The organism is Paenibacillus helianthi (assembly GCF_001909055.1).
Lineage (GTDB): Bacteria > Bacillota > Bacilli > Paenibacillales > Paenibacillaceae > Paenibacillus_AQ > Paenibacillus_AQ helianthi.
In genome coordinates, this window is the sequence record NZ_LVWI01000038.1 from 47,511 (window position 1) to 73,841 (window position 26,331).

Consider the following 26,331-nt stretch of genomic DNA (forward strand, 5'->3'; position numbering starts at 1 on the left):
AATCCGCTCAGGCACTGCCAGGCACGCTGGGTAGACTTACCATATGTTATATAATAAGATTAATACTTTACAATTATGTTTCGAAAAAGGAGTGACCCTATGCTCACTGATCAGCAAAATGCCGGAGAACGGCTGAAGGTGCTAGCGGAACAGTTGGCTGAAGAAGTCACTTTGCGTCAGTATGAACGCCAGCCCGAGTTGCGGCAAAGATTCGGCCCTTCCGGAATGGCAAGAACCAAACAGGATTCACTATATCATTTACGGTATCTGGCGCAAAGTGTGGCGCTGGACAGCCCGCTTTTATTTATTAATTATATTGTCTGGCTGAAGGTGCTGCTGATGCCTAAGCTTGCCTCTGCGTATGCGGAAGCCTGCCGGGAACTCGAGAACCTGCTGTAGATCAGCGGCTTCTCTTTTTTATAGGTTTGTCAGTCATATCCCTGAACTCTTTTTCTTTTTCTGCGGCGGCTGCGGATTCCGTTCCACAGCTGCTTCAGGCTCAGGCCGATACTGACAGCGATCCCCGTAAATGCAACGAACAGCGCCAGATATTCAAATGGGGAATACTCCAGCATCTTGCTCCAGTCAATCTTACCTTTAAGGTCCTCAATCACCTGATTCATGCCATAAATACCGCTCACCACTGTGAACACCGTCAGGATCATCAGCAGCGTGTCCCGCCGTTTGGCCTGGAATTTCTCCTGGTATTGAAACAGGTCATTCAAGGTCATTTTGACCTCATCGAACAGGGCATCATTCCCGTAGACCTTGCGCAGCTGGAAAAAAATCTCCCGGCCCTGGGACTGCGAAATGAGCTCCAGAAAATAAAATTTGGCCGAGAACTTGTTGATCATAAAGATCAGGTTCTCAATTTCATCCACATCATGGTTAATGCGCAGCCGGGAGTGGATGTTGGCCAGCTTCAGCAGAACGATTTTATGAAATATGCTCAGCAGCAGCCCGTAATAATATTCTCCATACATCTGATTAATGAGCTGGGTGGCTACCCCGGATTCAGCCAAGCTCAGGCAGCAGAACGTCTGCTCATTCGTCATGTAATAGGTGTCCGGCCCCCAGCGGCTATAACAGTGCTCCCCGCAATAGTCCCGAATATACCCGGGATCGCTGGCACTGATGTATGGCTTGCCTCCCAGGGTCATACCATCCAGCTGGGAAGCTCGGTACAGCAATTCCACGCTAATCTCATTTTCCTTGTTCTCCTGCCGGTCAAAGCCGTAAAAAGCCTGAACCAGCATTCTCTCATCCACAAAGAACGGCAAAGTTTCAAAATAGGCGCCATTGATTTCCGAAGGGTCGAGAAAAGGCTCCAGTCCGCCCACTACATTCCTGAACACAAAATCCTCCACCTGATCAAAGGAACGGTCATGACAGTGGATGGAGGTTAGTTTGTCCCGGAAAGATACATCCTCCAGTGTCCGGAAACGGTCGGCGAACTCAAGGACGGTGCTGAAGGGGAGAGGCTTCTCCCCGATGCTGACTCTGATCGTCAGGAAACCGAGTTCAAAAGGGCAGACGAATACATCCGTCGAGAGCACTTGAAAATGAACCGACTGTCCGGGCATATCCATCCTGCAGGGCAAATGATTGGCCCGGGAAAAGCGGCGGAAGGAATCCTTGTCCTTCTCGCGGGGGAATAGCACATGGGCGGCAAACGGGAGGTAGCTCCGCTCCATCTTTTCATGGGAAACAGAGTAGCCTTCGCCGTAATAAGCGTCCTCCAGTTCTTTGTTGTCAAGAAAAAACCGGGTGAATCCTTCTTGTGTCAGATGTTCGATCAGCTTCATATCTTCACCGTCCTTGATAGAGAAGGGGAAGATGAACTGCAGCAGGGCGGTATGAAGTGTTGGTTCAGAAGTAATAGGGATAAGTTCAGGCATGAATAGGTCCCACCCTTGCACGAAGGATAATTACACGAATTATATTACCCTATTTTCCAGGCTGCCACGCTTAGCAGGAACAGCACAGCGGCACAAGCGGCCAGCAGTCCAGAGGTCTGGGCGATCTGCAGATGATCCATGGACCAGCCGGTGGCAAGCGGCAGCACCGCGCCGCCGATCCCGCCGGAAGCGATCATAATGCTGGGAGTGGATTCCTCGGCTCCAGGGAGCAGCTTGCTGGAGAAGACGAGCGCAATGGAGAAGATGCCTGACATGCATAGACCGAGCAGCGCCAGTACAGCAAAAGCGGCAACGCGCTGCGAGGCGAACGGGAAGATCGCCAGCAGCAGTACAGTGGCGAGGCAACTGGTCAGCACATATCTCCGATAGGAGATCCGCTCAGCCAGAACCCCGGCGTACAGCCGTCCCGCAGACATCGCCAGCCAGAAGAAGGTGACCGTTAGGGCCGCCGAAGCGTCACTCATGCCGAGTTTGGTTATGAAGATCGCCGGCATGAAGTTGACGAGGCTCATCTCCGTACCGACGTAGAGAAAGAAGAAAACTATGAACAGGCTGAGCAGTATCCACTGCCTGCCTTTATAGGGAAGCTTTCTTGAACGCAGGCGCTTAGCGCCCCGTTCCCTGCGAGGGGGGCGTTCGTCGAGTACGCTCTGGAGGCAGCCGAATCCGCCCTTGGCCCAGAACAGCAGAGAGATCAGTGCAAAGGCCGCGACGATCAGGAAGGCCAGCCTCCAGGAGCCGGCTGCAATGAGCGGGCTTGCAGCCAGCGGCATCACGAGCGCGCCTACGCCGAACAGCACCTCCAGCCGGCTCATGGCCACTGCAGTTCCCTCCGTGACAGCTGCTATAATGATGGTGCCGATGACGGCTTCAATCATGCCGAAGCCAAAGCCTGCGGCCACGGCGATGACATACATCCAGCCCCATGGCGGGAGAAAAGCATAGGCGGTTTCCGCACATACCAGCAGACCTATGGCGATCAGCAGACCACCCCGTTTGCCGAAGCGGCGGTTCAGCAGCGGCGAGATTAGCACGCCGGCCAGGAATCCGGCGAATTGACTGAAGATCAGCTCGCCGCCGGCGCTGTAATTGCGGTCATAATGCTGCAGCAGAACGGGAAGAATCGAGCCCATAACCACGTGGGCCAGTCCGATGACAAAGTAGGAGAGGCAGCCGATCCAGATCAATTTTTTCAAGTAGGAAGCTCCTTCTGTAATGAGTTTATAGCTGGACGCGGGATTCAATACCCTTTGAACGGGTACACTATTATAAGCAACGGTTTTATCATAAATCCAAACTGCGGACGTGGATATATAAACTTATATTCACATGAATAGAAAGGAGCTGTTTCGTCAATGGATAACAGAGAGCTGGAGCAGACGATCATCAAGGTGCTGGATGACAACAAGTTCGGGTCCTTCGGCACGATAGAAGCCGGCAACAAACCTAAGGTGCGTTATATGGCGGTATTTCATGACGGGCTTCACATTTATTTGGCTACCAACCGCCAAACGCATAAGGTAGAGGAGCTTGAGGATAATCCGAATGCTTTTTTGCTGCTTGGATATGAACAGGGCGGCGGCAAAGATGTGCTTGAAATTGAAGCCGCCGTTGCCGTCACCAAGGATGAGGGCCTGCGGTCCAAAGTATGGAACAAAGAGCTGGAGAAATGGTTCAAGGGTCCGGATGACCCCAACTATGTGATCCTGGAGCTGAAGCCGACACGGATAGAGTATATGGGCAAGAACCAGCAACATGGCGTCTGGGAAGGCTCGGCGGCGGTCTCCGGCAAGTAGGGAAGTTATTTGTTGATACTTGAAAAAGAAGAACGTAAACCAGCGATTCTGCCGTTATTGGGGAATCGCTGCTTTGCGTTTTCAGGTGGGTTGTAGAACTTGTAAGCCCCATTCAAGATCTCTCCACTATATAGTTTGAAATTGGAAACACCTGATGAGGGGACTATCATTCTTAGTGGAAAAAAGCTCACTAATCCAACTCATTCGGCATATAGAATACCCTATGTGGGAAAAAGTAAAACTAATTCTACTGAAAACGGCCGTATGGGAGGATTATGCTTGAATTAGGTGTACAAAATCCCATTAAACCTTTTGTAGCCAGGGTTAAAGCCTATTTAGTTCTACTTATTCCACCTAGCTCCAGTTCCTAAAGGACTTCATGACATTGTTCAAGCCTCAAGCCTCAAAGCTCCTGCCTCCAGTTCAACAGCAACCCGAACAGAGTTCTGTTCGCGGGTCGTCCAAGGTATGCGTCCACGTATATCTTACTCGAAAAACTGAGGGGGATTTTGTCTCAGGAGCCATGGCTGGCCTATGGGAAATCATGTTATACTTTGCCTTATAAGCAGTATCGACATCATGAGGGGTGGGAGGGGATTCCATGAGCTGCATCGACTGTTCTCCCATTGAACCGGTGGAAGACGAAGGGGATTTGAAATTCAGGCCATGCACACTCCCCATCGTTACCGCTGTAAAGGCTGAGGGTTACGCGGTTGAAGGCGTACAAGACGCAGGTAAGATTACATATGGATCCCGTGAGGAACTCTTGCGGCTTCTGGAACGGCTGGACCAGCTTCAGCAGGAGTTGGGTCTAGAATTGTCGGTAAGCCTTAACGGCCGGACTGGCCGGATGTTGGTGGAGCGGTGGCTTACGCTGGAGCAGCTGAAGGTCAGATTTACCAGTGAGAATCTGATTGCCATCATTGCCAATCACAATTTCTGCAGCCATATGCAGCCTATTGTGGATTTCAATGAGGTGATTGTGGGCTTTGAGCTCTTGCTGCGGCCGCTTCCGGGGAGCGCCTCTTTTAAACCCTACGAGCTGTTTGAGATTGCCAGGCAGACCGGATTTCATTCTTTTCTTGACCGGGCTGCGCGCATATCGGCCATTGAGACCAGCTCAAGGCTGCTGCCAAAGGGGATCAAGCGGTTTGTTAATTTTTTGCCCTCCTCCATCTACAATCCTAAGTATTGTCTGACTCACACCTTTGAAGCCATCAGACGTCTGGGCCAGATCCCGGGGGACTTTGTGTTTGAGGTCGTGGAGACGGAAAAGATTGCAAATATCCCTCATCTGCAGGATATTTTTAGCGAATATCGCAAACAGGGCCTGCTGGTTGCACTGGACGATGTCGGTGCCGGCCATTCCACGGTAGAGGTTATGACGAGCCTGAGGCCGGATTATGTCAAAATTGACCGCGGGCTAATCAGCTTCTGTGACCAGGATGACGCGAAACAGCTGATCATCCGGGATATCATGAACCGGGCATGGGATTGTGGAGCCAAGGTGCTGGCTGAAGGTATTGAGCGGCGGGAAGAGTTTCTGTTCTGCCGGGATATCGGCATGGACCTTGGACAGGGATATCTGCTGGGCAAACCGTCAGACAAGCCGCCGGCCCGTTTTGGACACATTGCATAATAGGTAGTTTATTCATCCTCGGGTGCGCAGATGTTTCTCTGTGCTGCCCCGGGGATTTCTTGAATATAAGGATTTATATGTTTTACGCTATAAATCATCCTTCTATTTCTCGCTGAAACGGATACCGTCCCTTAAAAGGACGGCGAAGCCGTTTCTACTTGTTTTGCCGGATGAAGGAGAAAGGATATGAAGCTAATGAGTGTTACGCTGCTGTATGTTGAAGATGACAGGGACATCGGAATCGCAGTTTCCGCGGATCTGAGGGATCGGGGGTATGCTGTCCGCTGGCTGGAGAGCGGGGAGGGTGCAGCAGAGGCAGCCGCAGGCTGCCAACTGGCGATTCTCGATGTCATGCTGCCGGGTCTGGATGGCTTCACCGTCGGGCAGCGGCTGAAGCGGGCTTTTCCGAATCTGCCCATCCTGATGCTCTCTGCCCGCACGTCCATTGATGATAAGCTTCAGGGCCTGGAGTTCGCTGATGATTATTTAACCAAGCCTTTTCACCCCGATGAGCTGGCCGCGCGGATTGAGGTGTTATTAAGACGGACGGGAGCAGCCATGTCCATACCGCTGACGTTGAAGCATCTGATGGTATACGAAGGAGACAACCGGATTATAGAGGCAGACAGCGGGAAGGAAATTCTGCTAACCGGCAAGCAGTTTCAGATTTTCTCGTATTTGCTGCGCCATCTCGGCCAGATCCTGACGAAGGAACAGATCTATGAGGCGGTCTGGGGAGAGAGCTATATGGAGGGTGACAAGACACTCATGGTGCATATCCGCTACCTGCGCGAGAAGCTGGAGCTTGATCCGGCCGCGCCGGAGATTATTGAGACGGTCCGGGGAATCGGCTACCGGGTAAGAGCATGAGGATAAAAAGCCGTTTCCGTAACCTGCACAGCTCGCTCCTCTCCCGTTACTTGCTGATTATTATAGCCGCACTGCTGTTAATTCCCGTTGTAGTTCCGTTAACCATAGGAATGTATAGCCTTTTCAATGGAATGACCCGGGAACAGCCACCGGAGAAATATAAACAGTATGACAATATTAATGCACTAGAGAACACCTGGCATAAGGAAGCAAAGGAGCTTCTTGGCAAACCACCTGAGTTCATCAATGAGCGGCTACGGGCGTTAAGCTCCACCTACAGCCTGGCTGTGATGTTCTGGGTAGATGGAGAGGGGCAAACCAGACTGTTGCTGGAATCTGTCGATCCAAAGCTATGGCAACAGAATGAACGGTACTCCGTCCCCGCACAGTGGACCGCTGCAGAAGCGATTTCCTTCATGAAAAAGAGTAATAACCTGGAGCCGCTCTCTATTGTAGCTTTTGTGGGGGATCAGGCGGAAGCAGGAGAAGGCTTCATGGTCATGCAAATTCCTGCCGCCGTTAAGGATCAGACTTCTGTTGATGGCTTCAGTTCATGGTTCACGATAGTCATGCTTGTATTATTTACAGGGTTCATTATAGTATCTTTGCTGTTCTTTATCCAAATCCGCAAAAGGCTGCTGCGTCTCGAGACGGCCATGGTCTTCACAGGAGAAGCTGGCTTACCCCGATCGATTGTTCCGGGGAAGTCTGATGAAATCGGCCGTCTGGAGACAGCCTTTAATACCATGGTAACCGAGCTTGCCGCCAGCCGGGGGAGAGAGGCGGAAGAGGAAGGCCTGCGCAAGCGTCTCGTTGCGGACTTGTCGCATGATCTCCGCACTCCCCTTACCGTCATCCGCAGCCATCTTCATGTTCTGGGTAAGGAAGCTCTGACGCCCCGGGGCCAGGAATCGCTGAAGCTGATGGATGAACGGATCGACAGTCTTAGCGGGCTGATCGACAATCTGCTGTCCTATAATCTGCTAAGCAGCGGGCGGATGACGCTGAACCTGGAGCGCAAGGATGTACTGAGACTGCTGCGGGAGTGTGCTGCGGCATGGTATCCGCTGTGGGAGAAGGAAGGATTCCAGATTGAAATGGACCTGGAAGCTGAACCGCTGTATTGGACTGTTGATGAGAGCTGGTTCCGCCGCATTCTGGATAATTTGTTTCAAAACATTGTACGCCATGCACGGAGCGGCCTCTATGTAAGCGTAAAGCTGGAGGTTATAGACGACCAGCGCCTGATCGTGATCAGCGACCACGGCCGCGGCCTGGGCAGCGGCTCCGAGTCCAAAGGTGCAGGCCTGGGCTTGTCCATCGTCGATCTGCTGATTAAGCGGATGAAGCTGGAATGGAAGGTTGACAGTACAAGACAAGGCACAAGTATTGTAATACTAAGCCCTTCGGATGGAATTTTAAACGAAACTTAAACTTGCTGCCGCCATGCTTTTAACCTTGGGACGTTATGCTAATTACCGAGGTGAAGAGAATGAAGGAAACAGTGATTGAAACAAGGGACTTAGTAAAGGAATACCGCGGCCGGGCTGCGGTGGAGCATTTGAACCTGAATATAGGCAAAGGGGAGATCTATGGCTTCCTCGGTCCAAATGGTGCAGGCAAAACTACGACAATCCGCATGTTGCTGGGCCTGATTAAGCCAACTTCGGGAAGCATTGAAATTTTTGGGCAGGGGCTTCGGCGGAATAAGCTGCAAATTCTGCGCAAGGTGGGGTCATTGGTGGAATCGCCGTCTTATTACGGCCATTTGAGCGCTCTGGACAATCTGGAAGCCATCCGCCGCATTCTTGACGTACCGAAGTCGCGTATAGCTGAAGTGCTGGACATCGTTTCTCTAACAGGGGAAGAAAAGCGGCCTGTGAAGGGCTTCTCGCTCGGCATGAAGCAGCGGCTTGGTATTGCCGCTGCACTGCTGGGAAGCCCGGAACTGCTGATTCTGGATGAGCCCACCAATGGTCTCGATCCGTCAGGTATACAGGAGATTCGCTCGCTGATCAAGCGTCTGCCCGTAGAAGAGGGGATCACGGTCCTGGTGTCGAGCCACCTGCTCAGCGAGATTGAACAGATGGCTGGAACCGTAGGAATTATCCGTTCCGGACAGATGGTCTACCAGGATACGATTGCCCACCTGCAGCAGCAGGCGGCAGGTGACCTCCGTATCGCCGTATCCGAGCCGGAAGAAGCGCTGATTCTCGCCGGGCGGCGCGGCTGCTCAGGCACGCTCCAGGAAGGACGTATCACCCTGCCCCGGATGAGCGATGCCCGGGTAGCGCTGCTGATCAAGGAACTGGTCGAGAATGGCCATGCGATCTACCGGATCGAGGAGCACAGACAATCGCTGGAAGAATTCTTCCTTCAGGTAGTCGAAGGAGGCCAGTCCTTATGATGTGGCGTTCGTTCTCGGCGGATTGGCTAAAAATCCGGGGTAAAGGCTTGTGGTTCCTGGTCTTCCTTGGCCCGATTGGGCTCCTTGCCATGCAGGGGTTGAACTTCGGAATCCGTTATGATTATCTGACGAAGCAGTACCACTCTGATCTATGGGGGGGATTGCTGGATAATGTGGCTAATTTCGTACCGGTAGCACTCTACTTGGGTGGCACGCTGATCTGCTCGCTCATGGCGAATGTGGAGCATCAGACGAGCTCATGGAAGCAACTGCTGGCGCTGCCTATCTCCCGGACCGCCGTATTTATGTCCAAGCTGCTGCTGTGTCTGCTGCTTGTCGCCGTCTCCTGCCTCCTGCTGTCCGTGGGGACGGTAGGTTTAGGATATCTACTCGGCTTCGGCGATCAGCCGGTTCCCTATGCGAAGGTGATGCAAATCGGGTTCGCCTCCTATGCTGCGGCGTTGCCTGTGATCTCCTTGCAGCTATGGCTCTCCCTGTCCAGCCGCAACCAGACCCTGCCCGTTTCGTGCGGCATTACCCTATCGCTGGGGAGCCTTTTCTCGGCGTCTCTGTCCGAATGGTTTCCGTTATCCTGGCCTATTATGGCCTGGAGCGCTCCCCGGCCCTGGTTGTTTAGCGGGGCTGGGCTGATGCTGGGACTGCTGCTACTGCTGCCGGGAGCCCTGCATTTCGCGCGAAAGGATGTGAATTGATATGGCAATCTTCTGGAGAGTTCTGTCCGCAGAAAGACTGAAGATATCCAAATCCTTCATTTGGCTGCTGGTTATAGGCAGTCCGGTGATCGCCGTATTCATTGGAGCACTCGCTAATATGGAGGAGGAGGGTAGGCCTATCACCTGGCAGGTACTGCTTGGTGTCATGTCAATGGCTCATGCTTTGTTATTTCTTCCGATACTCACGGGTATTTTCGCGGCATTAATCTGCCGAACCGAGCATGTTGACGGCGGCTGGAAAATGCTGCTCTCGCTGCCCGTGACGCGTTCTTCTGTATATTTTGCAAAATATACTATGGTTATGGGCCTGCTGGCTGCTGTACAGTTGCTGTTTTTTGTGGCGCTGATGGGTGTGGGTGTGGTGCGCGGGGTGGATGGGCCTGTACCTTGGATGCTTTTTGTGTCCAGTGTTTTTGGCGGCTGGTTCGCCTGCTTACCGCTGGCCGCGCTGCAAATGGCGGTATCCCTGAACTGGAGCAGCTTTGGCGCACCTCTGGCGCTGAATGTGAGCTTAACCATCCCTAATATGCTGATCGCCAATTCATCCACTTACGGGCCGTATTACCCTTGGGTTCAACCGCTGCTGGCGATGTCGCCTTTTGGAAAGGAAAAATTCGGGGCCTTTAATTTGCCAATGGAAAGTCTGATGCTTGTAGTATTCGGCAGTCTGATTATCTTTATGGCGGCAGGTCTATTCTCCTTCTGGCGCAAAGCCGTCTAAACACGGTGCTTCATGCTAATTGCAAGTCTTCCCATACCGGCCTTCTCCATGGACATCAGATAAAGTTTTGCTATAATTAATCGTAGAAGCTTCGATTAACTATCGGTATGGCCGGATGAAATAGATGGAGGAGGGCGAGAGCATGGAGCCAGCGGCACTCGAAGAATGCGACAATACATGCAACGGTTCGGAGCTGGAACCGGAATCTATGGCGTTAATCCTGCCTGACCGCGGGACAACGGATAAAATGGCGGAGATGTTCAAGGCACTGGGTGACCCTACAAGGGTACGGATGATTTATGCCCTGTCGCAAAGGGAATTGTGTGTGCATGATTTGTCATCCATACTGGATATGGGACAGTCGGCGGTATCCCACCAGCTTCGCTATCTGCGTAATCTGCGGATTGTCAAACGCCGCAAGGAAGGCAAAACCGTATATTATTCGCTGAATGACGCGCATGTGGAGCAGATTTTTCTGCAGACCCATGAGCATATCCGGCATGAATAGATGATAGGGTGCTCTGCAAGCCAAATGGCTGCGGAGCACCCTTTTTTCTAAAAATATAAGAATTTATAGACGGCGAAGCCGTTTCCGCTTGCTAGTAGCCGTTTCTTCTTAGTTACACTTTAAGCTCCCTGTGTTTCAGGGAGGAATTCTCGATCTGCAGCGTGGCGTGCTGAATTGCGAATTGGTCCTCCACAAGATCGATGGCCTGCTGAAGAATGCTATGAGGGTCGGCGGTATCCCTGATCAGCAGATGCCCGCTGAGCGCATCAAGCCCGGAGGTGATGGTCCAGACATGCAGGTCATGGACGCCGATGACGCCGTCGATGCGGAGCAAAGCCTCTTTGATCTCCTCTGTATTAATGGCAGCAGGTGTCCCCTCCATTAAGATATGAAAGGCCTGCTTCAGAACACCCCATGCTCCTCTAAGGATAAGCAGGGCCACCAGTACGCTGATGATGGGGTCGGCGATATACCATGAGAACAGATTCATAATCAATCCGGCAAGCAGTGCGCCCACAGAGCCAAGGGCATCGCCCATAATATGCAGATAGGCGCTGCGGATATTGATATTCTCTTTGGTGTCGCTCTTGCGCATAAGGGACCAGGCACTGATCAGATTGGCCAGGAGCCCTACAGCCGCAATAATCATCATAGTGCCGCTTGCTACCGCCGGCGGTGCAAAAAACCGCTGCCAAGCCTCCCATATAATAAATCCGGCAATGACAAACAGTGTAACTCCGTTGAACAAGGCGGCCATAATTTCAAACCGGTAGAAGCCGTAGGAATTCTTCAATGATGGCGGTCTGACGGCGACAATCATCGCCACCAGGCTTAAGGCCAGAGAGGCGGTGTCACTCAACATATGCCCGGAGTCGGAGAGCAGAGCAAGACTGCCTGTGACCAGTCCTCCGAAAAACTCGAGGAACATAATACCTCCGGTAATGATCAGAGCGATCAATAGGCCCTTTTTGTTATCTGGCGCGTGGGAGTGGGAGTGGCCGGAATGGCTGTGCCCATGCCCTTCATTATGTACATGCCTGTGCTCTTGGTGATGCGGTTGATGTTCATGGGAATGACCCGGATGATTGTGGTTATTCATAAAATGACCCCTTTCTGCAAAACATATGAATGATTGCTCATATATTAATATTATCCCGGATGAAAGCAGATTACAAGAGATAATCATCAGACTTCGTAGCCATCATCTGCTTATTTTTTTCTGCCAGGGCTATTCTTGTACCCAAAAGGAGAAACTATGCACTTTGCATTGACACTCTAAGATTGAGGGGCATATAATGTGTGTAAGTAAACATATGAACAGATACTCATATATAGGTTTTACCAAGGAGATGAGTCATTTGAATGCGGTCCAAGGAAATGTAAGAAAACAGTGGATGCTGGAAGGGCTGGATTGTGCCAATTGCGCCATGAAAATTGAAAATAAGGTCAAAAAAATTGAGGGAGTCACGTCTTGCTCAGTGAATTTTACCATGAAGCTGATGACGCTGGAAACCGCAGCAGCTGATGCTGAAGCCATATCTGCCGAAGCCCGGCGGACGGTAAACACACTTGAGCCCCACGTGAAGATTAAGGAATTGAAGGCAGCAGGGGTTCGCAGACAGCCGCAGGCAGGCAGCGGTCCGGAGCAGGGGATTAGCCCCGAGCACACCCATCAATCTGAAGCTGCTCATGGACACAGCCATGAAGCCCACAGCCAAGCTGATGTGCAGAGCCTCAATCATAGTGCCGATGATCATGTGGCTGCCCACAGTCACAGCGGTACTCACGACCATAGCCATGAAGCCCATGAGCACGGCGATGCCCATGGACATAGCCATGAGCATGGCGAAGGCGACACCCGGCGCATTCTGCTTCGTCTGGGAGCCGGAGCCGTTCTTGCGGCTGCCGGAATGTTCCTGCCGGTCAGCGGAATGGCGGAGCTGCTGATTTTTCTGGCTGCTTATTTGATGGTTGGAGGCGAAGTGGTCTGGTCTGCTGCCCGCAACATCATCCGGGGTCAGGTCTTCGACGAGAACTTCCTGATGGCGCTGGCGACGATAGGGGCATTCGCGATTGGAGAATACCCGGAAGGCGTTGCCGTTATGCTGTTCTATCAGGTGGGCGAGCTCTTCCAGGGTCTGGCTGTCAACCGTTCCCGCCGCTCGATTTCGGCACTGATGGATATCCGTCCAGAATTCGCATATCTGAAGGAAGGCGGCAGTCTAAGACGTGTTGCGCCTGAAGAAGTGAATATCGGCGACCATATTGTGGTCAAACCGGGCGAGAAGGTTCCGCTCGATGGAACTATCCTTGAGGGCAGCGCCATGATGGATACCTCAGCGCTGACCGGGGAATCGGTGCCGCGCGCTGCTGAACCGGGCAGCAAGGTCCTGAGCGGTTTCATTAACCGCAATGGCGTAGTTACGATTGAGGTCACGAAGAATTTTGGGGAATCTGCCGTCTCCAAGATTCTGGAGCTGGTGCAGAATGCCTCCAACAATAAGGCGAAAACCGAGAATTTTATCACCAAGTTTGCCAGAGGCTATACTCCTGTAGTGGTTATTACGGCGCTGCTGCTGGCTGTCATCCCTCCGCTCGTACTGAGCGGGGCCACCTTCTCGGATTGGATCTACCGGGCACTCGTGTTTCTCGTCATCTCCTGCCCTTGCGCGCTGGTCGTCTCGATACCGCTCGGCTTCTTCGGCGGTATTGGCGCAGCTTCCAAAAGTGGCATTCTCGTCAAGGGCAGCAATTTCCTGGAGGCCTTGAACGATGTTAAGGTTGTTGTCTTTGATAAGACGGGAACGCTCACCAAAGGTGAGTTCAAGGTGGCGGGGATTTACCCTACCGAGGGATTTGAGGAGAATGATCTGCTGCGGACCGCTGCCTATGCCGAGAGCCACTCCAGCCATCCGATTGCGGAATCTATCCGTGCAGCTTACGGTGAAGAGATTCCTGGTGAGGCCATAGCGGACTACAACGAAATATCGGGTCATGGTATCGCGGTTACGGTAGAGGGAAGGGCGGTACTGGCGGGGAATGCACGGCTGATGGAGCGTGAAGGCATTGCCAGCCGGACGCCGGAAGCGCACGGAACTGTGGTCCATATCGCCGTAGATAAGCAGTATGCGGGTTATCTGGTGATTGCCGATGAAGTGAAAGAGGATTCGCTTCAGGCGGTTCAGGCCCTGGGACGGCTCGGAATTCACAGAACCGTGATGCTGACAGGAGATGCCTTGGCCGTGGCGGAAGCGGTTGGACAGCAGCTGGGCATAGGGGAGATCCACGCTGAGCTGCTGCCCCAGCATAAGGTGGAGGCCATTGAGAAGCTGGAGCGGGAAAAGTCACAACGGGAAAAAATAATATTTGTGGGCGATGGGATTAATGATACACCGGTACTGGCCAGAGCAGATGTCGGCATCGCCATGGGCGGCCTGGGGTCGGATGCAGCGATTGAAGCGGCAGATATCGTAATTATGACTGACGAGCCTTCAAAGATTGCTACAGCGATCAGTATTGCCAAGCGTACGCGGACTATTGTCTGGCAGAATATTATTTTTGCCCTTGCAGTGAAGGCTATATTTCTGCTGCTTGGCGCATTCGGAATCGCCACGATGTGGGAAGCCGTCTTCTCGGATGTGGGGGTGACCGTGCTTGCGGTTCTGAACAGTGTACGGGCCCTGCAGGCTCCCAAAGCGGTGTAAACCATTCTCCTTTGCACCAGCAAATAAATAGTATGAAAAAAATAAGCATTGAGATCCCAAATTGTGGGTCCCGAGGCTTATTTTTTATGTGGAAACTAATGTTTTTTGTCTGTTATTGCCGATATAACACTATAGATTTACAGCATATGGAAGATCATTATCAGTTTTGCTGGGGGGAAACTAAGGTGGATAAGACAGATGTACCGGAAAAAATGAAAATGAAAGCAAAAGGAAGAAAATCAACATCCGTGCAAACCAAATGGTCGCTTGTGATTCTTGCCATTTCCATCGTGCCCTTGCTGGGGACAACCATCTTTTTGATACAGTATTTCGGTGGTGTGACCCGGTCGGACAGCGAGGAACTGGCTACCAAAATCCTGGAGATGAACACTTCCCGGATCGATGAATGGCTGAAAGGCCGGACCTCGGCTGTACAGGAGCTCATCGCGCAGCATCCGGAGTTTGACACAGCGAAGCCGGAGAGCATTTTTCCGGTAGTGAAGGTGCTTGAGGAGAGTGACACCCAGTCCGAGGGGTACAGTGTCATTAACAAAGAGGGCCTGCTGACCAATACGATGAACTTGACGGCCGATATGGCGAAATCAGCCTATTTCATAAAGTCCAAGGAGTCTCTTACACCGGCAGTAGGTGATATGTCGTACCTGGAGCCGCTCAAAAAGTACATCATCCCGCTCGTCGTACCTGTAGTGGATAAGCAGAAGCAATTTACCGGAGGGATTGCGTTTTCGGTTACACCCGATATCCTGAAGGAGATGAGCAAAAGCATCCATGTGGCTGAGAGCGGCTACGGCTATGTAGTTTCCGGCAAGGGAGACTATTATGCGTATTCGGATATGAGCCGGATTGGCAAAAACATCGCCGATTATGCCAAGGAGCCGGAGATGAAGAAGGCTGTCGCCGCTATTCTCAGCCGCGAGAGCGGCTCGGAAACCTATACAGGTGAAGACGGTAAGACGGTCATTACATATTTCAAGACCATTCCCGGTACGGATTGGAAGCTGATGATCAATGTGCCGAAAAGCGAGATTTTTGCCCAGGTGAATTCTGCTCAGCGCTTAGCCACGATATTAATCATTGGCATCATTCTGATTGTGAGTGTGATTTCTTTATATCTTACGCGCATGGCGGTTAAGCCGCTGGTAGCGATCTCCGGCGTAATGAAAAGAGTGGCTGGCGGCCATCTGAGTGAAAGGGTTGCTGTCCGTTCGGGGGATGAGATCGGGCAAATGAGCGAGAGTATCAATGATACGGTTACTTCACTGTCAGGGATTGTCGGAACCATTGATTCCACAGTGCTGCAGGTAGCTGCTGCTGCCGAAGGACTGCTGGAATACGCCAACCAATCCTCCAATACCTCGGCTGAAATTGCTACTGTAATCCAAGAGGTTGCACATGGCATGAAGGAGCAGTTCAAAGGGTCGGAGCAATCAGCGCGCGCTACCGAAGAAATGGCTGTCGGCCTGCAGAGAATCGCGGAATCCTCCGTAAGTGTGTCCGATCAGGCAGAAACCGTGAGTGCAGAGGTCGAAAACGGTTATCTGGAGATTCAATCTACGCTGGCGCAAATGACGGTCATTACCACAACAGCCGGTCAAACCTCTGAGCTCATCCAAGCGCTGACACAGCAATCTGAGCAGATCGGACAAATTGTCGATGTCATCTCTGAAATCGCGAATCAGACCGGACTCCTGTCGCTCAACGCTTCAATTGAAGCTGCCCGTGCAGGCGAGCATGGATTGGGCTTCGGTGTCGTGGCGAATGAAGTCAAGAAGCTGTCTGAGCGGACCAACACCTCCATTATAAATATCGTGGAGCTAATCAAGCAGATTCAAACCTCTACCACCGATGCTGCATTGTCTATGGACAAGAGCATCGCTGAAATTGGCGATGGTATGGGCAAAATGAAAAATGTGGGTACATCCTTCGAACACATCCGTTCCTCCATACGGGAGGTTTCTACACAGATCCAGGACGTTTCCGCCATTAATGAGCAAATGTCTGCCGGGACGGAGGAGATTACGGCTTCGGTCTCCGATATGCTGACCATTGCCAAGGATTCAGCGGAGAATGCCCATGCAGTCTCCCATGCTTCTGAAGACCAGATGCAACTTATGAAAAAGGTCGTAAGCTCAGCGCAATCCCTGAATGAGATGATGTCCGAGCTAAAAGGCGAGATTGAGAAATTCCGTTAAGGTTAAGGTTATATCCAAGCGCTTAAAAACAGATGAAACCAGATGAAAACACCCCCCGATTCTACACACTGCCGTGTGAAGTCGAGGGGTGTTTACTTTAAAAGATAAGAATTTATAGGCTTCGCGCAATAAATGATTCTTATCGTTCTCGCTGAAACGGATACCTTTCTATGAAGTATGGCATAGCCGTTTCAACTTGCAGGGAGTAATTACACCTTTTCTTCCAGGTGCAGGCTCTCTATGCCACGCCGGATAATATGGCAGGAAGCCTCAAGCTTCGTGGATTCCTCCGGGCTCAGGTTCAGCTCGAGCAGTTCCTGTATCCCGCCGCTGCCGATAATCGCCGGTGCTCCGGCGCATACACCGGTTTGCCCGTATTCTCCGTCCAATATGGCGGAGACGGCAATGATTTTATGCTCATCATTCAGGATGGAGCGGGTGATATAGGCCAGCGCACTGCCGATGCCAAAATGCGTCGAGCCCTTGCGCGTGAAGATCTCCCAGCCGGCATCCTTAGTCTTGCGGGCGATGTCTTCCAGATCGAGGGTGCTGAACCGCTCGCGGTGCTGCGCCATGATCTGGAGAATCGGTTTGCCGCCGATCGTTACGTGGGACCAGGCCACGAATTGGGATTCACCATGTTCGCCCAGCGCGTAACCGTTGACACTGCGGGGATCGATGGTGAATACCTCTGACAGAAGCGTCTTCAGGCGCGAAGAGTCGATAGAGGTTCCGGTGCCAATAACTCTGTGGCGCGGCAGTCCGGATATTTTCCATACCATATAGGTGACAATATCAACAGGATTAGCAGCAACCACGAAGATACCATCGAAGCCGCCAGCCATAATTTCCGTAATAATTTCCTTCGTAATCACTGCAGCAGCATCAAGAACATCCAGTCTGCTCTGTCCCGGCATGGGATTGGCACCTGCTGTCAGAATGACAACGTCCATTCCGGCGCAATCGCTGGAGGTGCCGGCATATACCTTGGTACGGGTTCCGGTGAAATCCATGCAGTGCGAGAGATCAAGTGCTTGTGCCATCGCGCGGTCATACGTGCGGTCAATCATCATGATCTCATCGCATATTGCCTGATTGACCATGGAATAGGCACAGCTGGAGCCGACCATTCCCGAGCCGACGATCGCCACTTTTCTTGATTTACTTTTCAATTGCCATGTCCCCACTCTCTAAAAGGATATCTGCTTATATTCTAACTGATCTCATCGTAAGTTACCTGACATCAGGAACAAAAAAGGGTTGCCGCTCTGTTCATATTCTGTCACAAATGACACGGGAAGTTAGAAAAGCCTGGGCGGTCTACTGATATTATATGCAAACTAGTGGGAAGGGGGAATGTAAGTTGACAAACGGAAAAAATATAAAGAAGCATTCCTGAGCCCGCCAAGCTCCGAATGCTCCTTATTTTTGCTCTATGAATAGGTATCAACCCCGGGGCTGCGGGATGCGGGATTCCGGTGGAGCCATCTGGTTGTACCGCTTATACATGAAGAATCTCCAGTGGAGGATCATGCCGAAGGCCAGAATGAAGAAGAGTCCGCCTGACTGCGGAATGGATACATATTGATTGATGAATTCATGCAGCAGGGTGCGGATCAGCAGCAATCCGAGCAGAATGAAGGCGAAGCTTTTGGAACGCCGGGCAAAAATCTGGCCCTCCCGTTCTTCAAACTTAGTGCTGCGAATCAGCGGATAGGCAAATATAAACCAGCCGATCAGAAAAGCCGCCGCTGCCCACCACAAGGGGAATCTGACTTCAGGTACAACAAACATGGCAAAGCCTGTGGACATGCCGAGCGGCGGAATCCATATTTTGCGGATCGTCACGGGACGCGAGCTAGCCTTCAGGCGGATGAAAATAACCATCAGCGCCATGAATAGAGCCCCCACAGTGGAGCCGACATGCAGAAGTGAAGGGTTGATATTGCCCATGATTCACTTTCCTCTCTGTGATATGTGTCACTTATTTTTCCATTATAGCAGAAAAAAGAAGGCAAAACATCGAACGCTTCTTGGCGGTAATCCAGTAATTCCTACCTGCCGGACAACGGATTAAGCCGCAAGAAACCCGCCAAGAGGGACCTTGGCGGGTTTCTAACTGAAACGGGTACATCCCTTAGAGGACAGCACATCCGTTTCTACTTGCACTCCTGCTAAGCCTTAAGAACGGCTGCGTCCACCGACCGAACGGAGAATCAGGCTGACGATAAAGATTAGGACGATTGCACCGATTAGCGAAGGGAAGACGTAGAAATCACTGATCTTAGGTCCCCAGCTTCCCAGCAGCATTCCGCCAAGCCATGAACCGAGAATACCGGCGATAATGTTACCGATCACACCACCTGGAATATCTCTGCCCATAATCAGACCAGCCAACCAACCAATTACGCCACCAACAATCAACATCCATAATAAACTCATTATGCTTCAGCTCCTTTGGGTTTTTGTTATCTTCGATGGTTACTATTAACCTCAAGCCGGGCGTTTAAACCATTGTCAAATATTGTAGGCATCCTAATAACTAGTACTTCATTATGTCCTGAAATAGGCTGTTTAAACCGGGTGAGGTATTGGGTACATAATCATGTTATAGTGAAAAAAGACCGGGAACCGCGGGTGGGTTCCCCGGGTAAAGAGTATTAGGAAAAGGGTATATAAGAAGTAAATGGAACTACGTACCTCTATACAATAAAAGGAGACGCTGCCATGCAACAGCCTAATGAAGTTCTATTCTATGCAGGAACCTATAACAGCGCAGATTATGAAGCAATTATACTGGGGGCTCTGAACAAGGATACCGGAGAAATGAGGGTGCTGAACAACACCAAGGGCATTGAGAATCCCTCATATCTGGCAGTGAACCGTTCAGGAACGGTACTATATGCTGTAAGTGAGAAGGATGAGGGCGAGGTCTATGCTTTTGCGATTGAGCCCGGAAGCAGAGCACTGCGCCTGCTGGGAAGCAGGCCAACAGATGGAGGCGCTCCTTGCTATGTGTCGATCTCCCCGCAAGAGGATTACATATTTGTCTCCAACTATTCGGGAGGCAACGTCAACGTCTTTCCGGTGAATGCGGATGGTTCGCTCCTGGAGATGTCCGCCCAAGTGAAGCATGAGGGTTCGGGTATAAGGGAAGACCGACAGGAAGCGCCGCATCCCCATTCGGTTATTCCTGACCGGACCGGAAGCCATGTGCTGGTCTGTGATCTGGGGCTGGATCAGATTGTGTTCTACCGCTTGGAGGACGGCAAGCTGGTCACTCACAGAGAAGTTCCACTCCCGCCAGGCTCGGGTCCCCGTCATCTGGCCGGACATCCTTCGGGACAATGGTTATACCTGATTAATGAGCTGAACAGCACAATTACTGTATTTGCTAACGATGAAACGTCTGCTAATCTGAATATTCTGCAGAACGTAAGCTCTTTGCCGGAGCATTATGCAGCCGGCAGCGACGACACAGCTGCTGATATCCATGTATCCCCGTGCGGCCGTTTCCTGTACGCTTCCAACCGCGGGCATGATAGCATTGCTGTGTTCTATATCGACGCAGCCACGGGCTTACTGGAGCCGCAGGATTGGGTGACTTCCGGGGGCCGGACACCACGCAATTTCGCCATTATTGGCGGCATGCTGCTCTCGGCGAATCAGAACAGCGACAATATCGTTTCGTTTAGAATTGACAGGGATACCGGAAGACTGATTCCTACTGGAAATGAGCTGGAAATTCCGTCACCGGTCTGCCTGAAGCAGCTGTAACCTAGAAGTGCCTCCTATGCGGCTTGCTGCCGGCAGATAGGAGGCACTTTTTATTAGATATAAATGTAGCGGGTCCACTTGTATGACAACTTTTTGCTTATTGTATAATTGCGGTTTGCTTGGACCCTTCCATTGCATTTCCTTTATCATAGAATCCGATATCATCCAGCATAATTCTGTCACCGCCCTTTTGCAGATAAAAGGTGATTTCGCTCAGTTTATCCGGTTCAAACCGAGGATCTTCTTCGAGAAAGCGTGCAAAAGGCAGCTCATAGGTCTGAAACACCGCTTCCGAGAGATCACCGTATTTGCCGTCGCTCATCCGCTCTTCAAGCCAGGGAAGGATCGTGAACCGGGTCCGGGGCAAAGGCAGAATATCCATGAACTCATTCACCGGAAGGCGGGCGGATACACCATTACTGTCCGTCAGCTCGACTTCGACATGGGGGGAGACCGCCGTTTCCGGCCTATCCTCAGCATCTCCAGTATCGGCATTGCGGTTAGCCATGGAGAACGTCAGTCCCAACGCCCCAGATTCGGCAAGTCTGCCAGCCACGCTGTCCTTCAGCTTGATGCTGTAAGAGGCCACCGCGCTGTCCTTTGCCTTATGTTCCAGCAGAAGCCCATAGGTGGTTTTACTGTTGGACTCCCGGTCCTTGGCGACCTCTTCGTTCCAGATGAGTCCCGCTGCTTCAGCGGTTCCGCCGGTGACGGTGTCTTTTTTGCGGTCTTCATCAAAAGTGGCTACGGGAATATAATCCCCGCTCTGGAAACGGCTGTAGTATACAGTATCCGGAAGCCACTGCAATCCGCTGCGGTAATCGCGGAACAGGTTCTGGTAGACTTCCTCTCCATACAGGGTAGTCTCCAGAAAGGCGCTAACGTACACCTTGGCAATCTGCCGCTGGGCCTCACCATTCATTATCTCTGTACGGTCCAGGAGCAGTCCTGCCGGAAGCGACTGGTCATACAGTCCCCAGCTGGTATTGAACTGGCTGTGATTAGCATCGGCGATATACAGTGAACTTTTGAACGAGGAGGCAGCCCCGGTAAAGGAAGAACGGATATACTGCCGGTCTCCGTAGAAATCATGTACATCCCCGTCGCGTGCGCCTTGCAGGGTCAAATAGTTGACATCCACTAGGCGGGCCTGCTGATCATCAATCGTCTTGTCGGTAGGCGCGAGCGCAATGACAGATGCAATGTGGAACTGGCGGGTGGCGGCATAAGCCGGGTCGTTCTTGAACCACCGTCCGGCATCAGCGGCCATGGCAACGGCTTGCCCGCCGCGGCTGTGTCCGAGCAGCGCGGTTCGTGTGTAGTCCACCTTGTGATAGAAAGGGTTGCCGGACTGCTCCGTGAAATTGCCAATCTGCTGCAGGTGTTTCAGAATCATCCAGGTGCGCACCTTGAAGTCATTGTCCGGAATGCCTGACCAGGCGGAATAGTTCAGAAAGTTCTCATCCAGTGAAACCGCGATGAACCCGCGGCTGGCGAGCTGCTCGCCCAAGTAGGCGTAGCCTCCCTCTGAGTAATCCTCCATCATGTGATTGCCGTGCACCATGAGCACAAGCGGATAGGGTCCATCTCCATCCGGCATCCAGACGCGGGCATTTACAGGGAGCGCACTGTAGTCGAAGCCCCAGAATAAGGTGCGCAGCTTGGGCCAGCTTTTAATGTAAGCAGAGGCATCCACATTGGACGTTATAAGCTCTGTTTCATCGCCATATTCGGTACGATGCAGATCCTGGCCGCTGGCGTAGGTGAAGCTGCGGTAGGTATAGTTCCCCGGCTCTCCCGGATCTTCGGCAGGGATGGGCGCGGGGGTTCCGGCAGCAGCAGTCACCTCTGGCACATCATCATCAGAGCCACCAATCAGGAGGGCGAGCGGAGATGCCAGCAAGAGGGCAGCCAGCACCAGCCCCAGAGTGAACCGCCGGGTGCGCAGGAGTCCCAGAGCCACGCCGCCCAGCCCGCCGAGAACAGTGGCGACCATAGCTACGGCAGCTGCAGCTTCAAGCTCCAAATCCGCATAGTAGAAGATTAGTAGGACTATCCCCAAAGTGCTCAATAAAGAGCCCGCGTAGAGGCGCGGGATGCGCAGTCCTGTCAGGGCCAGCAATACAGCAAGAATATTTCCTGCAAACCCTAGAATGAGGGTCGCGGCGGTAGTTGCAAGCATAATATCGGCAGCACTTCCGAGTCCGGTAGGAATGCCCAGGACAGCTGCTGTAAACATCAAAAAGCATATGACCCAAGGACCGGCCAGCGCCGTCCTCCATAACTGTGTGTCATAACGGTACGTGTCCAGGATGCGCCTTGCCGTCCCTCCCAGAATTCGCCTGTGCAGACGTGGCCGTTGCGGCGAGGGTGCGGGTACAGGTACGGGCACGGGTACATACTCCAGATTCATTCCCATGTTTGTCTCCCCCGGTTATTGCGGTACTTTCGGCTTTTTTTGAAAGATAAGGACTTGTATGGTTCACGCTATAAATCATCCTTCTATTTCTCACTGAGAACGGATTCCGTCTCTTAAAAGGATGGTAAAGCAGTTCCCCTTTGACCAATAAGATGTAGCAATAATATTACATTTACTGCTTCAATAACAAGTGGATCTTGCAGGAACCGCCGCCACTTGCTGTCGTCAGAACCGCCTCAAACCGACTTTCCGCTATTTTGAAAAAAAGGTTTGACAGTCTGATGAGGTTTCAGTATTATATTTTCATAACCCACTAAATGGGTAGGGATAATAGAATAAAGTTCTTACCGTACAGACGGAGGAACGCCCGCCAGTAGCTCGCAGACACGTGTCCACAGGACCGGTTTGACATGCCATACGCGGGCCTTCCTCCGTCTATTTTTGCTGAAATGCAAGGGGCAAGCAGGCTTATCGGAACTTCATGGGGTGTCACAAATAGAACGGCCAAGAGAAAAGGACAGGGGAGTGGCTTGTGATGAAGAAAGCTGTGATGAAGAAAGGGATCAAGAAGGGACTTATCACTGGTTTCACATTACTATTGACGGCAGGTCTTGCCGCTTGCGGCAACAATAATTCGAATAATGGGGCGGCCGCCCAGACAGATGCGCCGGCAGCAAGCAATGCGGCAGGAGCGGCTGAAGCTACCAAGGCACCGGCGAAAGATCCGGTAGAGCTGCTGAATGTATCTTATGACCCTACACGCGAGTTGTACGAGAATTATAACAAGGCGTTCTCTGCCTATTGGGAGAAGGAGACCGGCCAGAAGGTTACGGTTAAACAATCGCATGGCGGCTCCGGCGCACAGAGCCGGGCGGTCCAGGAGGGCCTGGAAGCGGATGTCGTTACCCTGGCCCTCGGCTATGACATTGACGCACTGAAGAATAAAGGGCTGATCAATGACGGCTGGGAAAGCAAATTCGAACATAACAGCTCCCCATACACCTCGACCATTGTGTTTCTTGTACGCAAAGGCAATCCCAAAGGCATTAAGGACTGGCCGGATTTGTTAAAAGAAGGTGTAGAGGTCATTACCCCGAACCCGAAAACATCCGGCGGCGCCCGCTGGAACTACCTTGCTGCCTGGGGTTATGCGCTTGATCACAACAATAATGATGAAGCTAAGGCGCAGGAGTTTGTCCAGGAGCTGTTCAAGCATGTGCCTGTGCTGGATACCGGGGCGCGCGGGGCAACAACGACCTTTGTAGAACGTGGAATCGGTGATGTGCTGATTGCCTGGGAGAATGAAGCCTACCTGTCGATTAAAGAGCTGGGCCCGGACAAATTCGAAATTGTTAACCCGTCCGAGAGTATTCTGGCTGAACCACCGGTTGCCGTCGTTGACAAGGTTGTAGATAAAAGAGGTACCCGTGAGGTCGCAGAAGCCTACCTGAAATATCTGTATACCGAAGAGGGGCAAAAAATCGCTGCGGAGAACTACTACCGTCCGACCCTTGAGAGTGTAAAAGAGGAATACAAGGATAAATTCCCTGAGATTAAGCTGTTCACGCTGGCGGATAAATTCGGAACGTGGAAAGAAACCCAGGAAAAGCATTTCAATGACGGCGGAATCTTTGACAAGATCTATGTGCCTGGAGCCAAATAAGAGCGGGATGGGCGAAATACAGAAGAAATGGTAAGAGTTATGGCAAGCAGGCTTGTGCAGGGAAGCTGATCGGCTTACATGCCGAAGGCGGAAAGGGATGAATAGGTCATGAATGTCACCACTACGGCTGCGGTACGGCGCAAGGTGCTGCCGGGCTTCGGACTAACGATGGGCTACAGCGTACTCTATCTGAGTCTCGTCGTACTGCTGCCGCTATCGGCACTGCTGTTCAATTCGACAGGACTCAGCTGGGCAAAATTCTGGGATATCGCTACGGACCCGCGTGTTCTGGCTTCGTACAGGGTCAGTCTGAGCACTGCGGCAGCGGCAGCCTTAGCCGATGCTTTTCTGGGGCTGCTGCTGGCATGGGTGCTGGTGCGCTATGAGTTTCCGGGCAAACGGATCTTTGACGCCCTGATCGATCTGCCGTTTGCACTGCCGACAGCTGTAGCGGGTGTCTCCCTGACGGCGCTGTATTCACAGAATGGCTGGATCGGCTCCCTGTTGGAACCGCTGGGGCTAAGGATCGCATTTACCCCGCTCGGGATCACACTCGCACTGATGTTCATCGGCATTCCCTTTGTGGTCCGCACCGTACAACCGGTGCTGGAGGACCTCGACCGGGATATGGAGGAAGCTTCGGCAACACTGGGAGCGGGACGCTGGCGGACCTTCCGCAGCATCGTGCTCCCGGAACTGTTCCCGCCGCTGCTTACCGGCTTTGCGCTGGCGTTTGCCCGCGGGATCGGGGAATATGGCTCCGTGGTGTTCATCTCCGGCAACATGCCGATGCGCACGGAGATTGCGCCCCTGCTCATCATGTCCAAGCTGGAGCAATTCGATTATGCGGGGGCAACCGCAGTAGCGCTGCTGCTTCTGCTGATCTCTTTTCTGATGCTGCTCGTAATCAACACACTGCAGCGCTGGGCCCGCAAGACTTCGCGGTGAAGAGGCTTCCGAAGCCAGTTTTATCGAAGCTGATTCAAAGAAGTGTATGCTTACAAAACTTGAGTGTATGCTTTCGAAGCGATTTTTGTACGAAGCATAATCAGGTAGTGATCCTAACAAAAATTTAGGAGGTGAAATCATGGCTGGTACTGTCCCTATGGCTGCCCCCAGGGCGCACCGGAACGCAGCCTCCCCCGCAACGACGGAGTCCTCTGCCGTGAAATGGGTGCTGGTCGCTGCGGCCGCACTTGTGCTGTTCTGGCTGATTGCCCTGCCGCTGATTGTGGTGCTGACAGAAGCGCTGAAGCGGGGCTGGGATGTATTTCTGGCGGCGCTGACTGATCCTGATGCCGCTTCCGCCCTCCGGCTGACGCTGCTGGTTGCTGTGATTACCGTACCGCTGAATACACTGTTCGGGGTGATGGCGGCCTGGGCGGTAACCAAGTTCCGTTTTCGCGGCAAAGGGTTTCTGATTACGCTGATTGATCTGCCTTTTGCCGTATCGCCAGTCATTGGCGGACTTATCTTTGTGCTTGTATTCGGCTCGAATGGCTGGTTCGGTTCCTGGCTCAGCGCCCATGACATTAAGATTGTATTCGCCCTCCCTGGCATTGTGCTGGCCACACTGTTTGTGACCTTTCCATTTGTGGCCCGCGAGCTGATTCCGCTAATGGAGGACCAGGGCACGCAGGAAGAAGAAGCGGCTATTACACTGGGGGCGCATGGCTGGCAGATTTTCTGGCGGGTGACCCTGCCGAATATTAAATGGGGCCTGCTGTATGGGATTATCCTCTGCAACGCGCGGGCGATGGGGGAGTTCGGTGCGGTATCCGTTGTCTCCGGGCACATTCGGGGGGAGACGAACACGCTGCCGCTGCATGTCGAAATTTTGTATAACGAGTATCAGTTTTCGGCTTCCTTCGCCGTGGCCTCCCTGCTGCTGTTGCTGGCTCTGGTAACGATGATCGTAAAAAGCTGGCTTACACGCAAAAATGCACATTGACAGCCCTTTT

General features: G+C 52.2%; 22 protein-coding genes. 15 read left to right on the forward strand and 7 right to left on the reverse strand.

Translation table 11 applies throughout. The features are described 5' to 3' along the window. The first annotated feature begins 99 nt into the window (after nucleotides 1-99). Complete coding sequence (locus tag A3844_RS13500; RefSeq protein ID WP_074107651.1) at nucleotides 100-399, forward strand: hypothetical protein; 300 nt, start codon at nucleotides 100-102, stop codon at nucleotides 397-399. Nucleotides 400-428: 29 nt separating this feature from the next. Here the strand turns inward: A3844_RS13500 and A3844_RS13505 are convergent, their stop codons facing one another. Both A3844_RS13505 and A3844_RS13510 read right to left on the reverse strand, forming a co-directional pair. Then, a complete protein-coding gene (locus A3844_RS13505; protein WP_074107652.1) occupies nucleotides 429-1,898 on the reverse strand; it encodes a hypothetical protein in 1,470 nt (489 codons plus the stop codon). Between the two features lie 44 nt (nucleotides 1,899-1,942). After that, on the reverse strand, nucleotides 1,943-3,115 hold the full coding sequence (locus A3844_RS13510) for an MFS transporter (RefSeq protein ID WP_074107653.1): 1,173 nt from the start codon (nucleotides 3,113-3,115) through the stop codon (nucleotides 1,943-1,945). Nucleotides 3,116-3,274: 159 nt separating this feature from the next. Here A3844_RS13510 and A3844_RS13515 point away from each other — a divergent pair, with 159 nt between their 5' ends. From A3844_RS13515 to A3844_RS13550, 8 genes are all read left to right on the forward strand, one after another. Further along, nucleotides 3,275-3,715, forward strand: coding sequence for a pyridoxamine 5'-phosphate oxidase family protein (locus tag A3844_RS13515; protein ID WP_074107654.1), 441 nt, complete (start codon nucleotides 3,275-3,277; stop codon nucleotides 3,713-3,715). 601 nt (nucleotides 3,716-4,316) lie between these two features. Further along, a complete protein-coding gene (locus A3844_RS13520) occupies nucleotides 4,317-5,354 on the forward strand; it encodes an EAL domain-containing protein (protein ID WP_074107655.1) in 1,038 nt (345 codons plus the stop codon). A 195-nt stretch (nucleotides 5,355-5,549) separates the two neighbouring features. Further along, nucleotides 5,550-6,224 (forward strand): response regulator transcription factor, encoded by a 675-nt coding sequence (locus A3844_RS13525; RefSeq protein WP_074107687.1) that lies wholly within the window; start codon nucleotides 5,550-5,552, stop codon nucleotides 6,222-6,224. After that, nucleotides 6,221-7,657, forward strand: a complete 1,437-nt coding sequence (locus A3844_RS13530) for a HAMP domain-containing sensor histidine kinase (RefSeq protein WP_074107656.1) — start codon at nucleotides 6,221-6,223, stop codon at nucleotides 7,655-7,657. The genes A3844_RS13525 and A3844_RS13530 overlap by 4 nt, the downstream gene beginning before the upstream one ends. 59 nt (nucleotides 7,658-7,716) lie before the next feature. Beyond that, nucleotides 7,717-8,631, forward strand: coding sequence for an ABC transporter ATP-binding protein (locus tag A3844_RS13535; protein WP_074086680.1), 915 nt, complete (start codon nucleotides 7,717-7,719; stop codon nucleotides 8,629-8,631). Continuing rightward, entirely contained in the window at nucleotides 8,628-9,344 is a 717-nt protein-coding gene (locus tag A3844_RS13540) for an ABC transporter permease (RefSeq protein WP_074101748.1), read from the forward strand. Before A3844_RS13535 ends, A3844_RS13540 begins: the two co-directional genes overlap by 4 nt. A 1-nt stretch (nucleotide 9,345) precedes the next feature. Further along, nucleotides 9,346-10,086 carry an ABC transporter permease gene (locus A3844_RS13545; protein ID WP_074101749.1) on the forward strand — a complete coding sequence of 247 codons (741 nt, stop codon included), beginning with the start codon at nucleotides 9,346-9,348 and terminating at the stop codon, nucleotides 10,084-10,086. A 142-nt stretch (nucleotides 10,087-10,228) separates the two neighbouring features. Then, entirely contained in the window at nucleotides 10,229-10,594 is a 366-nt protein-coding gene (locus tag A3844_RS13550) for an ArsR/SmtB family transcription factor (protein ID WP_025705626.1), read from the forward strand. 112 nt (nucleotides 10,595-10,706) lie between these two features. On the opposite strand, the gene A3844_RS13555 is transcribed toward A3844_RS13550, so the two are convergent. Then, on the reverse strand, nucleotides 10,707-11,693 hold the full coding sequence (locus A3844_RS13555; protein ID WP_074107657.1) for a cation diffusion facilitator family transporter: 987 nt from the start codon (nucleotides 11,691-11,693) through the stop codon (nucleotides 10,707-10,709). Nucleotides 11,694-11,952: 259 nt separating this feature from the next. Here A3844_RS13555 and A3844_RS13560 point away from each other — a divergent pair, with 259 nt between their 5' ends. Further along, complete coding sequence (locus tag A3844_RS13560) at nucleotides 11,953-14,298, forward strand: heavy metal translocating P-type ATPase (protein WP_074107658.1); 2,346 nt, start codon at nucleotides 11,953-11,955, stop codon at nucleotides 14,296-14,298. 185 nt (nucleotides 14,299-14,483) lie between these two features. Then, nucleotides 14,484-16,511: a methyl-accepting chemotaxis protein gene (locus A3844_RS13565; RefSeq protein ID WP_083606843.1), complete on the forward strand. Its 2,028-nt coding sequence runs from the start codon at nucleotides 14,484-14,486 to the stop codon at nucleotides 16,509-16,511. A gap of 209 nt (nucleotides 16,512-16,720) precedes the next feature. On the opposite strand, the gene A3844_RS13570 is transcribed toward A3844_RS13565, so the two are convergent. From A3844_RS13570 to A3844_RS13580, 3 genes are all read right to left on the reverse strand, one after another. After that, nucleotides 16,721-17,683: an L-lactate dehydrogenase gene (locus A3844_RS13570; protein WP_074107659.1), complete on the reverse strand. Its 963-nt coding sequence runs from the start codon at nucleotides 17,681-17,683 to the stop codon at nucleotides 16,721-16,723. A gap of 274 nt (nucleotides 17,684-17,957) precedes the next feature. Beyond that, on the reverse strand, nucleotides 17,958-18,464 hold the full coding sequence (locus A3844_RS13575; RefSeq protein ID WP_074101752.1) for a CcdC family protein: 507 nt from the start codon (nucleotides 18,462-18,464) through the stop codon (nucleotides 17,958-17,960). Nucleotides 18,465-18,692: 228 nt separating this feature from the next. Continuing rightward, a complete protein-coding gene (locus A3844_RS13580; protein ID WP_074086687.1) occupies nucleotides 18,693-18,953 on the reverse strand; it encodes a GlsB/YeaQ/YmgE family stress response membrane protein in 261 nt (86 codons plus the stop codon). A gap of 285 nt (nucleotides 18,954-19,238) precedes the next feature. Between A3844_RS13580 and A3844_RS13585 the strand changes: the two genes are divergently transcribed. Continuing rightward, the gene (locus A3844_RS13585; RefSeq protein WP_074107660.1) at nucleotides 19,239-20,288 is read left to right on the forward strand and encodes a lactonase family protein; all 1,050 of its coding nucleotides are present in this window, start codon (nucleotides 19,239-19,241) and stop codon (nucleotides 20,286-20,288) included. Nucleotides 20,289-20,385: 97 nt separating this feature from the next. On the opposite strand, the gene A3844_RS13590 is transcribed toward A3844_RS13585, so the two are convergent. Continuing rightward, nucleotides 20,386-22,707, reverse strand: coding sequence for an alpha/beta hydrolase family protein (locus A3844_RS13590; protein WP_074107661.1), 2,322 nt, complete (start codon nucleotides 22,705-22,707; stop codon nucleotides 20,386-20,388). Nucleotides 22,708-23,257: 550 nt separating this feature from the next. On the opposite strand from A3844_RS13590, the gene A3844_RS13595 reads away from it, so the two are divergent. The 3 genes from A3844_RS13595 to cysW all read left to right on the forward strand — a co-directional run bounded on the left by A3844_RS13595 (nucleotide 23,258) and on the right by cysW (nucleotide 26,321). Further along, the gene (locus A3844_RS13595) at nucleotides 23,258-24,370 is read left to right on the forward strand and encodes a sulfate ABC transporter substrate-binding protein (protein WP_074101787.1); all 1,113 of its coding nucleotides are present in this window, start codon (nucleotides 23,258-23,260) and stop codon (nucleotides 24,368-24,370) included. Between the two features lie 108 nt (nucleotides 24,371-24,478). Next, nucleotides 24,479-25,318, forward strand: coding sequence for a sulfate ABC transporter permease subunit CysT (gene cysT / locus A3844_RS13600; protein ID WP_074086689.1), 840 nt, complete (start codon nucleotides 24,479-24,481; stop codon nucleotides 25,316-25,318). 139 nt (nucleotides 25,319-25,457) lie between these two features. Beyond that, nucleotides 25,458-26,321: a sulfate ABC transporter permease subunit CysW gene (gene cysW, locus A3844_RS13605; protein WP_074107662.1), complete on the forward strand. Its 864-nt coding sequence runs from the start codon at nucleotides 25,458-25,460 to the stop codon at nucleotides 26,319-26,321. Nucleotides 26,322-26,331 lie beyond the last annotated feature (10 nt).